This window comes from Thalassospira sp. MIT1004 (assembly GCF_001858545.1).
In the GTDB taxonomy this organism is placed as follows: Bacteria; Pseudomonadota; Alphaproteobacteria; order Rhodospirillales; family Thalassospiraceae; genus Thalassospira; species Thalassospira xiamenensis.
Genome location: NZ_MCAO01000019.1, coordinates 1 through 11183, shown reverse-complemented (window position 1 = coordinate 11183; position 11183 = coordinate 1). Strand labels below are relative to the sequence as shown.

Sequence of the window (11183 nt, the reverse complement as noted above, 5' to 3'; positions counted from 1 at the left end):
GGCCGAGCTGCCTGTATTCCTGTCCCATCGCAACACCAACTATAACTGATGTTGCACTTGTGGTGTGAGTCTCCGGAGTCCATGGTGCGGAGGGTTCGGTGGTTGGGGTAGAGGACGTGGCCCGCAAGGTCTGGATTCCCGCGTGCGCGGGAATGACGGCTTTGGGGATGGGCTTTCGACACATTCGTCACTCCCGCGAAAGCGGGAGTCCAGGGTGCAGCGGGTTGGATGGTGAGGGGATCGGGCATGGCGCAGGTGATTGATCGGGGGCGGGCGAGGTGTGCCGGGTTTGGCGAGTTTGTCTGGATCTGGAATGCGATGATGGGGCTGGGGTTGCCGGGGCATCATCGCGATATGGCGGCGTGGCTTGAGGCGTGCTGGCAGGCAGGGAAGGGGCAGCTTTTGCTGATGGCGTTTCGCAATTCGGGCAAATCAACACTGGTCGGGCTGTTTTGTGCGTGGTTGCTGTATCGCGATGCGGATTTGCGCATTCTGGTTCTGGCCGCCGATCTGGGGTTGGCGAAAAAGATGGTGCGCAATGTCAAGCGTGTGATCGAGCGCCATCCGTTGCTGGCGGGGCTGTTGCCCGAAAAGCGGGTCGATTGGGGCACGCAGCGTTTTACCGTTGAACGACCGGGCGTATTGCGTGATCCGTCGATGCAGGCGGCCGGTATTGGCGGCAATATCACCGGATCGCGGGCCGATGTGGTGATTTGCGATGATGTCGAGGTGCCCAAAAACAGCGATAGCGCCCATAAACGCGCCGAATTGCGCGAGAAGCTGGGCGAAATTGCCTATGTCCTGTCGCCCGATGGCACGCAGATTTATGTCGGCACCCCGCACAGCTATTATTCGATCTATGCCGACGAAATCCGCGCCGAAACCGGGGAGACCGCCCCGTTTCTGGCGGGGTTTGAGCGGTTCTGCCTGCCGATCCTTGATGAACAGGGGCAATCGAACTGGCCAGACCGGTTTCCGATCACCAAGATCGAGGAAATCCGCACCCATACCGGGGAGCGGAAATTTGCCAGCCAGATGATGCTGAAGATGCTGGCCCCCAGTGACGGCATCCTCGACCCTGCCCGGTTGCACCGTTATGGCGATGATGCGGTGATTGCGCAGGCCAACGGGGTGCTTCGGCTGTCGATTGCGGGGCGGCGGATGGTGGCGGGCGCGTGCCATTTTGATCCGAGCTTTGGGGCCAGCGGGGGCGTACCTGGTGGCGCATATGGGAGCGCAAATGAGGGCGATGGCGCGGTGATTGCGTGCGTTTATGTCTGCGAGCGCGGGGAATACTGGCTGCATGATATGGCGTGGCTGACATTTGATGCCACGCGCCTGCATGAGGCCGATGAAGCCAGCCAGATTTGCGCCAAGGCCGCAGCATTCATCCGGCAGAACCATTTGCCGTCGGTGCGGGTCGAGACCAATGGCGTCGGGCGGTTTTTGCCCAATATCCTGCGCCGCGCCTTGAAGCAGGCCGACTGGGCGGCAAGTGTGGTGGAGCATCACGAGGCGAAAAACAAGGACGCACGGATCGAGGATGCATTTGGCGCGGTGTTGAGTGCGGGGTTGCTGCATGCGCATGCGCGTATCTGGCAAACGCCGTTCATCCGTGAAATGCGCGAATGGCGACCCGGCGAGGGACGGGGGCGCGGGAAGGGCAAAGCAGGCCAGCATGATGACGGGCTTGATGCGGTGGCGGGGTGCCTGATCCACGAGCCGGTGCGCCTGCCGCGGGTGGAAAAAGCCCTGTCCGGGGGCGACTGGCGGCCTGCCGGGGCGGCTTTTTCAGCCCAAAATGGCTTTCAACCCTAAAAAGTTTCGTGAATTCACAGATGCTTATGCAACCCGTCGGAGAAAAGAGCGAAAAATTTATGGAAAATTCAACTTTCGTGATTACGTTATCTATATGGTTGAATAGTTTTCTGTGATTTTTTCTATACTAAAGATTAGCTGTTGCCGCCAAGGCGGTGTTGGTCAATTTAGCAGTGCCGGGAAAGGACACCCAAACGGAGATTGGCATCGGGTGCGCCGCGCTGCGCTGTCCCTTAAAGGAGGGCCTGACCATGTGGAAAACTGTAAGCCTGATTGCCGTAATGGCTGGTGGCATCACCCTTGCCAGTCCGGTCGAAGCGCAGACCGTATCGCCGGTTTGCGGCGACCGCACCAAGGTGATCAACAGCCTGAGTGCGAAATATTCCGAGGAACCGGTTGCGGTTGGCGTGACCGCCAATGGCGGCGTGATCGAGGTGTTAAAAGCCCCCGATGGCAAAACCTGGACCATCCTGTTTACCTCGCCCAACGGGGCAAGCTGCCTTGTGGCATCGGGTGAGGCGTGGCAGGAGCTGGAAGTGAAATTGAACGGGCCGCATGCCTGAGTTTCCGGCGCGCGCAGGCATGATCCTGCTGTTCGCGCATGATGTGAAGACATCGTTGGAGACACATGGCGACGCCCTTTGACGAGACACCGGCCCCGCATGAATGCCCCGATCCTCCCGTCCGGGGATGTTGGGCGGACCATGCCGGTGACCATTGAGACGACGGCTGATCTTATCTGGTTTTGATGAGTGACCTCCTTGACTGACCCGCAAGCCTTTTGGTTTGCGGGTCTTTTTTGTTCGGGGCGATCAGGATTGATCGCGGTTAAAGTGCCTGATCATCAGAACGATGATCGGAACAAACCCGCAAAAGGCAACAATCGGCCATGCACTTTGGCGGGGTAGGAGGGTGACGGCAAGGGTGCCGAACCCGCCAAGCAACAGACCGCCAAGACAGAAATAAACCGCCGTGACCGTGCCTGCAATGTGATCGAAACCGCGAAGCGCGCCATTGGGGGCGACGGATACCGCCATCGAAATACCGACCCCGATCAGCCACATCGGCGCGATGAAGCCCATGATCGATCGGGGTATGAGGCTTTCGGTCAGGGCAAGTATTCCGGCCCCGGCCATCAGACAGAACATGCCGGTCGCCATGATGCGCGCAATACCAAACCGCGGTACAAGCCGCCCGACCAGACGTGCGGTTGCCATCATGGCAATCGCGACCGAGGCAAAGAGGAGGCTGAACAGGGTTTGTGACAGGCCATGCCGTGCCATCAGAAGCCACGGTGCGACCGAGAAATAGACAAAGAAGCTGCCCATTCCGGCCCCGTAGGACAGGGTATATTGCCAGAAGTTAAGCCGACCAAGCGGGGCAAGAAGATCACGCCAGCGAAGGCCGGTTTCGGTTCGTTGCCGGGTTTCGGGCCATAGGAAAAAGGTGGCAATGAGCGGAAACGTCATGGCAAGGCCGAGGAGTGCGAATATCGCCCGCCAGCCCAACCATATTTCGACAAGAGCGCCGAGTAACGGCCCGATGGCCGGAACCATGGCGAGCATGGATCCCAGCAGGCCATAGATGACGTTGCTTTCATCGCGTCCGGCATAGATATCGCGCACGGTGGCAAAGGTCGCAACCAGACAGGCCGAAGCCCCGGCCGCCTGCACAAGACGCAAGGCCAGAAACACATCGCCGCGTGTGGCGAGGGCAAGGCCAACCGATGCCATGACATAGGCCATCGCGCCACCCAGCAATACCGGGCGACGGCCAAAACGGTCCGACAAGGGACCAAAGACAAGCTGCCCGGCACCGATCAGGACCAGATAGAAAGTCAGGGTCAGCTGGATCAGAAGCGGGCTGGTGCCAAGAATGCCCGCCATGCGTGGCACCACAGGCAGATACATATCCATGCCAAGCGATGCCAGAAGATCGAACGGAGATAACAGAAGAACAGTGGCGGTAAGCGAATACCGCCAAGACAAGATATCAGAGCGCATCGAGCCGTTTCCTTGAAAAAGGGATCGGGCAGCGTTCCCAGAGCCAACTGGTTCTGAAAGAACGCCGCAACAACAAAAACCAAAGGGGTTGCTGCGGCTTATCTGTCGGCTTTTTTGCTGGTGCTCATGGCGGGTGTCTCCTGTCTGACGGCAGCATAAAGGGTGGCTTGAATTGAGGGAAGTGGGTTTTGAATTTGGCCTTGCCATGTGTTCGTCACCTTTTTGACAGCGCGGCAGGCCTTTTTCATGGGCGATTTATGCAAAGGGGCAGGAGGATGTGATGAATGGACCGGTTGATCTGATCTGGTGGATCACGGCGGTGGAAATCCCGGCGGTGGCGGGGCTTTTCTGGCTGAACTGGCGGATGCGGAGCGAGCTTTCGGCGCGGCTGGAAAGCCAGCGCGAGGGCCATGACGCGGAGATGATCGCGCTTCGCGATGGCTTGGCGGATTTCAAGCTTGATGTGGCGCGAAACTACGTTTCGATCCCGTACCTCAAGGATATTGAAAAACGCCTGACCGCGCATCTGCTGCGGATCGAGGCGAAGCTTGATCACAATGTACCGGCAGCGTGAGGCCGGTTTTGAACCCTAGAAAGGAAACAGCGATGAATGATGTTCTGATGATGGAAGCCGTTGCCGACCCGCAGGAATTGCCGGTCGCCGAGGTGCTGGCAAGGACGCTTTATGGTGAGGCGCGCGGCGAGGGTTTGCCGGGGATCGAGGCGGTGGCCTGCGTGATCCTGAACCGGGTGGCATTTGCCAAAGCGCGCGGGCGCTATTGGTGGGGCAATACGGTGTCGCAGGTGTGCCTGAAACCGGGGCAGTTTTCCTGCTGGAACGCGGGCGATCCGAACCGGGTGAAGTTGCTTAAGCTCAGTGCGCGCGACCCGGCATACCGGCTGTGCAAACGGGTGGCGACACGGGCATTGGCCGGGGAGATTGCCGACATGACCCAGGGGGCGACGCATTATCACACCCATGCGGTTGATCCCTATTGGGCGCGCGGACAGGTGCCGGTGGCCGAGATTGGCGGGCATCTGTTTTTCAAAAACATAGGGTGAACGTAAAGCCCCATCTCAATTGGCGATAAAGGCCCCGGACCACATATGGGCGATGTTCTGGAACGGGACGGGCTGGGTGAAATAGGACAGCGGATCATTGATATAAAGTACCGCTGTCGGCCCCATCGGGGTTTGCACCCATGCCATGCCGCGCAGAACCACAACATGCCCGGAATAGGGGGTGTTTTGCAGTTTGAGGATGATGGCGCGACCCGATGCCAGGGTGTTGTAAAGCACCATCGGATGGGCGGGCAGGGCATAGCTGGCAACACTGTTACTGACCATGTTCAGCAATTGCATGATTTCCTGGTCCTGCCCGGTGCGGATGCATTGCTGTGCCAGCATCGGATTGGTGTTCACCGCGGCAGCATTGCAACATAGGGGCTGCGGCATGCCGTTTGCGAAAGAGACAAGCTCACACTGATGCGGCGATGAATTCGGGTTTGTCTGGCTTTTCCAATGGGCGATCTGTTCGACCACGGCAAGCCAGCACCAGACCTGTGTCTGTTGCGGGATGTTGACGATGCCAAGGTCAATCGGTGGCGGGAGCTGCTGCGCAGTGGCCTGATCCATCCCCAGAAACAATAGCATTGCGGCAAGAAATCTTTTCATGACGGCCCCCTGATATCCCCATGCAGTCAAACGCGAACATTAGGTTTAGTAAATAAATCTATTGGTTTTTTATCCGTGCGTCAATTTATTCAGGGCTGTGTTGCGTGGGGGAGGAAACCCAGGGAAATCGGTTGGCAAAACAGGCATTTTTTTCAAGGAAGGAGGTATCACATGATACCAGCATTACTGGCGCAGATCGGCCTGCCGCTTTTGATGAAGGCGGTCGGGGCGGGGCTTGAAACCATTGATCATCCGGTCGCGAAAACCGCGGCCGAGGGGCTTAAACAGGTGGGGGATGCGGTGACAAAGGGCGATGTCACGCCCGCCCAGATCATCGAGGCCAACCGCCATTCCGAACGCATGGCGGAAATCGAACTTTCGCGGGACCGGAGCGTTCTGGCAACCGTCAACCGCACCATCCGGGCCGAGGTGCAAAGCGAGGATGCGTTTGTGCGGCGCTGGCGACCGAGCTTTGGCTATGCGGTGGCGCTCACGTGGATCATGACCATGGGATCGATTGCGGCCGCCATCATCTTAACGCCGCTTCAGGCCCCGGCGATTATCGCGGCATTGGTCAATACCAGCCCGATCTGGGGCATTGCGCTGGGCGTTTTGGGGGTCAGTGTGGTGAAGCGGAGTGCGGATAAGAAACTGGGATAATCGGGGGCGGGGGACATGTGGTGGCATGGATCCCCGGCTTTGCGGAGGATGACTGCTGGAGGATATGATGATTTTCTATTGTGGAATGCAAAATAATATACCGGATTTTTTGAAGTAAACAATGGAATTTAGAATTTTAAGTGAATTTATCCGTCTCTTATACATAAGAGTGGCCAATTTATTTCTTGTCTATACCTTAAGGGTAGGTTGTAAGTTTTGATTTGTTAATATTTTTAATTTAATCGTATGTTATTTTTTATGAATTTATTGGCGAACCATTGCCGCAGAAAGGTGAAGTCATGTCGGAAAATTTGCCGCGACCTGTGATCTATCTTCCGGAAAATCTCGATGCCAAAATTGAGATTACCGATGAAACTAGCCTTAATGATCGGTTTCGTGCCGTAACAACGGGGGTTTTGAGTATTGCAGGCAAGGCAGATAAGCGCGTTGCGGTCGTGGCGTTTGTTGTTAAGGCACTTTGGCCCAAAAGCCCGAACACGGATATCTGGCAGAAGTTGACCGAACAGGTCCAGAAAATGATTGATGCAGCCCTGGCCAAGGAAGAAATCAATAATGCCATGGCTGATCTTCAAACGATTTATGAATTGGCGAACAAGATTTCTGATCTGATAACAACGCACAAGGAAATTTCTCCTGGTACGCTTGATATTTTGATTGGCTGGTGCCAGCAAAGCATGTCGCAGTGCCACAGCTTTATCAATCGTGCGAACAATCAGGATTACAGTCAGCATTATCTGACAATCACGCTATCGGTTGCCAACTATCACATGGCCCTCTTGAAATACCTTTACGACGTAATGGAGATGAACCGAGACAAACTGACTTTTGCTCCGGAATCTCTGCTGAGTTATCAGGAAATTATTAGTTTTCTGGATAAGTACGAAATGTACTTCACCGACAGACTTTTAGCATGGAAAAAATGGCGTAAATCCACATTCACCCACAGCAAAAAAGGTGCAGATTATAGCTATCGGGCAACCAAAGACAGTCAGCCGACAGGGTATGATTATAAAACTTTGACGAGCTATCGGGGCTTGCGCCTACATTCAGTCCGATCCGGCAACAAGGCGGAACAGATTCTTAATCTTTCGGATGAAGCATCTTACAATAATGGTGTTTGTGATTTACTTAGTGCTATCGAAGGCGCGGTGTATTTAACCAAATATGTGCCTGAGCTTGGCCAAGAAGACAGAAAAAACGCCAAACTTGTCGAAAAAGTCAAAAATATTCCCGCAACTTTGCCGCTTGGAGGATATTCATCACATCCGCAAGGGCCAGTTTTCTATGCTGCTTATCGAAATGAACGAACCTATAGAGGATGGGGCGATAATCCGGAATATTACGCGGATAAGGAACGATGGGTCACCAAAATTTCCGGGCAGGCCTCTGATCATAAGCTGTCATTGGTTCTTGAGTATCGAGACGGGGCACAAAAAAAGAAAACCCACAGTTTTAAAAGCGGAGCAAAGGTTGACAGCCTGCGAACTGTTGAGATTACAAAGGAAAACCCGCTTGGCGCCATAACGATCTATATTAAAAATACCTATATATGTGCCTTGAAGTTTGATTTTGAAGACGGACATACAGATACGATTGGGGATGCCGGTTCAACCGATTTTTCCCGTAAAGTCGATGTCCCCTTAGGGTTCGCTCTGCGCTATATCGAGACAAGTAGCAACAGCATAAAATCACAGGATGACAAAGGTGTGATTTTTAACGGCGGAATAAAAGCCATCAAGTTTCGGTTTGCTAATCCCATTGTCGTCTCCTGATGCACTAACAAAGTCCTCGGCAATTGGCAGGGACTTTTAATTGAGCGAGTGATAAAAGGGGACAGTCCCCTTTATATGGCGCGGCCTTCATGCGGGCCGATGCCCGGTGGAAGGGCTTTTTGCGGGTTAACGGGGGTGATGGCCTGTTTGCGGCGGTGATTGCGGGTTGTCTCGGGTGGTGTGGCTGATATGATCGAAAACCCCACCCAGGGGGGCTAACAGGGGGCTTGAGATTCTGCTGGCCGCCGCAGACGAGGCCGCCATGTCTGATCAAACGTCGTCATTGCATTTACCATCACGGCCAATTGCGGCGACAATTGCGGTTGTCGTGCGCGATCGGCAGGTTTTGCTGGTGCGCCGCGCCAATCCGCCCGATCAGGGCATGTGGGGATATCCCGGCGGCAAGATTGATGCCGGGGAAACCTTGGCACAGGCAGCATTACGCGAACTTCACGAGGAAACCGGCATTTCGGCGGAAGCCATCGGTGTTTTGACCGCCCTTGATGCCTTTGATCGCGATGCGGACGGGCAGGTAAAACGCCATTTCATCCTGATTGCGATGCTGTGCCGCTGGAATGGTGGGGAGCCGGTTGCGGGGGATGATGCACTGGATGCGGGCTGGTTCCCGGTTGCCGGGCTTGAGGAAAGCGGCGTTGAGCTGAGTCAGGATGTGGCGTGGGTGGCGCGGAAGGCGGTGGGTGTTATGGCGAAGGGGCAGTCCTGATTTCCTGTGTTCTGAGCCCGCTTCTGGCCCCGTCGATTATTGCGGCACTGGTCGATACCAGTCCGATCTGGGGGATGCACTGGGGGATAAGGAGTTGGGATAGGTGAGAGCGCCGTGAAAGCTTTTGACCTAAACTAATTGCTTTTCTTTGGTGCCGCTCTACATGAAATAATCAATTAATATAAATTGATTCTAATGTAACTTTTGGTTTAAAGTTATGTGGATTTTATTTCCTTAAGGTGTCTTTGTAAAAGCGGTCGGACGAATAGGAGACCGAGAATGTGGTTCAAACGACATTTTTCCCTAACCTTCCTGCCTCGCACGTTAGTCGGGCTTTTCTCGCTACTGGTTTATCTTCATTCGAATGGGGCGATAGCGCAGGAGAAAATAAACCTCTTAGTCGAGGCGCGTTTTTTGAGGGTTGCCCAAGATTTTCTCTCAAAATTGCAAGAGCAGATTGATCCTGCTGTGGGCCTGCAATCAGGTTTTACAGTCAAGACGGTCTCATCTTCTGAAGTTGAAGCTGCTATGGCCGAGAAAGCTTGGACTATGGCAATTGTAAATAGCCAAATTTTGGAGGAGCCAAGTTCCTATCCTGCCTTGGCGTTTGCTGTCCCGTTCCTATTTGGAGGAATGTCGGAAGTTATTGATTATCAAGAGAGCGCACTTGGCCGATCTGGTTTGTCCTCGCAAGCTGAACGAGGTATTAGCAGTCTGGTTTATTTGAATGCTGGGAACTCCTACTTGGCCAGCAATGTTCCTTTGGCAACACCTGAAGATATTAAAGGGCTAAAGGTTGCCGTACAGCCAGAATCTCTGCCTGAAATTCAAGACACATTATCTGCGCTGGGTGGAAGTTCAATCGCAATGTCTTGGTCTGATACTATGCCTGCACTTCAAATGGGAGCGGTTGATATTGCAATAGTTGAAACAGAAGAGCCAAGAACTTGGTCATCGATTAGTGGCAGTTATTTAATCGAAAACAGCCTGGATAGTAAAGTTGCTGTGGTAGCGGTAAATGATAAAAATTGGGACATTTTGCCATTTGAGATTAGAGCTTCAATTGGTGACGCTGCGATTGAAGCAACGCGGAAAATAAATGATGAACTTATTCATTCGGAAATAAAATTTAGATCTTTCATATATAATAATATGGGGAAGTCGTTAAAATTTGACTCAGACGATGCTGCTTACGCCGTAGATCAGTGGATATCTAAGCAGCCTGTTAATTTGCAAGGCGGCTATAAAGCTATCAATGATAATTTGAGGCTTGAGAGAAATTACGAGAAAAATTCACCGGTCATTCCTGATCAAAGAGGTGATGCTGGGCATATATATTTTGCTACAACGCGGAACGATACTCAGAATATTAAGTTGAGTTATCGGTTCGGAGATCGGCGCACCAATGTTACGAAATGCGGCGAGCTTACTTTCGATATATCAGGTACTGCAACCATTTTGGGAGAAGTGATAGCAGGAAATGAAGATTGCTCTGCTTATCTAGTTAAATTGCTGCAAGAAGAGAAACAAACCTTGTTGTTTGTTCATGGGTTCAACAACCGATTCTCCGATGCGACGGAGCGAGCTGTTATGTTGAAGAAGTTGTTCGGTCCTGAGACATCTGTTCTTATGTGGAGCTGGCCAGCGAGACGAGATGCCCTTGGTAGTAATTATCGCTACGATAAGGAGTCCGCTAGCGGTGTGGCGCAGATTTTATTCAGAGACACACTCCAAAATTTTAGTGCCTCCTTGAACGGTCATCCAATAAACATCTTAGCTCACAGTATGGGCGGATGGCATACTATGGGGGCGCTTCAGGGGATTCCTCATTTGGCAAATGAGCCAAGATTTAAGAATATCGTGATGGCAGCACCTGATATTCCTTCAGATGAGTTCGAATTCGCTCTGGAAAAACTGTCGAAGCAGGCTGAACGACTAACTTTATATGCATGTAAATCTGACTGGGCCCTAGAAATTTCAGAGGTATGGAACCAGCACGACAGAGCGGGGACAGGGGGAAACAATATAATTGTAGGTGATAAGCTGGAGTCTATCGATGTAGATAGTCGATTATTATCATCGAATCACAGCTATGTATTTGATAGTCAAATTGTAAGAGAAGATTTCGCTCTCTTGATAGGTGAAAATAAAAGTGCAAGTGAGAGAGCATTGATAGCGATCTCGAAGGGAGACTACAATTATTGGAAATATCCCTGATTAAAGTGGACTTTACATGATCGGTTGTATCAATAAAGGGCTTCACTTTATCGAAAGTCCGAAAATTAATCTGGCCTAAGTGCGGGGTTCCCAACGCTGAATCTTAACTTCAGACCGTATTGGTTTTACGGTCGAAATCAATCCCCACTGAAACAAACCCGCCCGCCCCGCGTTGCAAAGGCAGCATCATTTTGCAAACAGGCAGCGAGGATTTGGCATGGCAGGGGCAGAACCGGTTTCCGTGGGCGGGATTGTCGCGCGGATACGGGATCGGGCGGCGGCGGGGCTGCGGAC

The 11183-nt window shown here is 53.0% G+C and carries 10 protein-coding genes and 1 pseudogene; 8 read left to right on the top strand and 3 right to left on the bottom strand.

The features are described 5' to 3' along the window. Positions 1–246 precede the first annotated feature (246 nt). Together terL and BC440_RS08485 are read left to right on the top strand one after the other, a co-directional pair. Positions 247–1818 carry a phage terminase large subunit gene (gene terL, locus BC440_RS08490; protein WP_071239851.1) on the top strand — a complete coding sequence of 524 codons (1572 nt, stop codon included), beginning with the start codon at positions 247–249 and terminating at the stop codon, positions 1816–1818. Positions 1819–2069: 251 nt separating this feature from the next. Continuing rightward, positions 2070–2381: a hypothetical protein gene (locus BC440_RS08485; RefSeq protein WP_071239850.1), complete on the top strand. Its 312-nt coding sequence runs from the start codon at positions 2070–2072 to the stop codon at positions 2379–2381. 282 nt (positions 2382–2663) lie between these two features. Here the strand turns inward: BC440_RS08485 and cml are convergent. Beyond that, positions 2664–3821 (bottom strand): annotated as a pseudogene (gene cml / locus BC440_RS08480) (CmlA/FloR family chloramphenicol efflux MFS transporter); the annotation flags it as partial. A 280-nt stretch (positions 3822–4101) separates the two neighbouring features. On the opposite strand from cml, the gene BC440_RS08475 reads away from it, so the two are divergent. Together BC440_RS08475 and BC440_RS08470 are read left to right on the top strand one after the other, a co-directional pair. Then, positions 4102–4395: a hypothetical protein gene (locus tag BC440_RS08475; RefSeq protein ID WP_037992016.1), complete on the top strand. Its 294-nt coding sequence runs from the start codon at positions 4102–4104 to the stop codon at positions 4393–4395. 32 nt (positions 4396–4427) lie between these two features. Continuing rightward, on the top strand, positions 4428–4883 hold the full coding sequence (locus BC440_RS08470) for a cell wall hydrolase (protein WP_007092307.1): 456 nt from the start codon (positions 4428–4430) through the stop codon (positions 4881–4883). Positions 4884–4898: 15 nt separating this feature from the next. On the opposite strand, the gene BC440_RS08465 is transcribed toward BC440_RS08470, so the two are convergent. After that, complete coding sequence (locus tag BC440_RS08465; RefSeq protein WP_071239848.1) at positions 4899–5495, bottom strand: papain-like cysteine protease family protein; 597 nt, start codon at positions 5493–5495, stop codon at positions 4899–4901. A 171-nt stretch (positions 5496–5666) separates the two neighbouring features. Here BC440_RS08465 and BC440_RS08460 point away from each other — a divergent pair, with 171 nt between their 5' ends. From BC440_RS08460 to dctP, 4 genes are all read left to right on the top strand, one after another. After that, complete coding sequence (locus BC440_RS08460; RefSeq protein WP_071239847.1) at positions 5667–6155, top strand: 3TM-type holin; 489 nt, start codon at positions 5667–5669, stop codon at positions 6153–6155. 299 nt (positions 6156–6454) lie between these two features. Then, a complete protein-coding gene (locus tag BC440_RS08455; protein ID WP_071239846.1) occupies positions 6455–7948 on the top strand; it encodes a hypothetical protein in 1494 nt (497 codons plus the stop codon). Positions 7949–8210: 262 nt separating this feature from the next. Then, positions 8211–8672 carry an NUDIX hydrolase gene (locus BC440_RS08450; protein WP_071239845.1) on the top strand — a complete coding sequence of 154 codons (462 nt, stop codon included), beginning with the start codon at positions 8211–8213 and terminating at the stop codon, positions 8670–8672. A 279-nt stretch (positions 8673–8951) separates the two neighbouring features. After that, positions 8952–10889, top strand: a complete 1938-nt coding sequence (gene dctP / locus BC440_RS08445) for a TRAP transporter substrate-binding protein DctP (protein ID WP_071239844.1) — start codon at positions 8952–8954, stop codon at positions 10887–10889. A 109-nt stretch (positions 10890–10998) separates the two neighbouring features. On the opposite strand, the gene BC440_RS23455 is transcribed toward dctP, so the two are convergent. Further along, positions 10999–11183: hypothetical protein (locus BC440_RS23455; RefSeq protein ID WP_210766352.1), on the bottom strand; the 185-nt coding region annotated here is incomplete at its 5' end.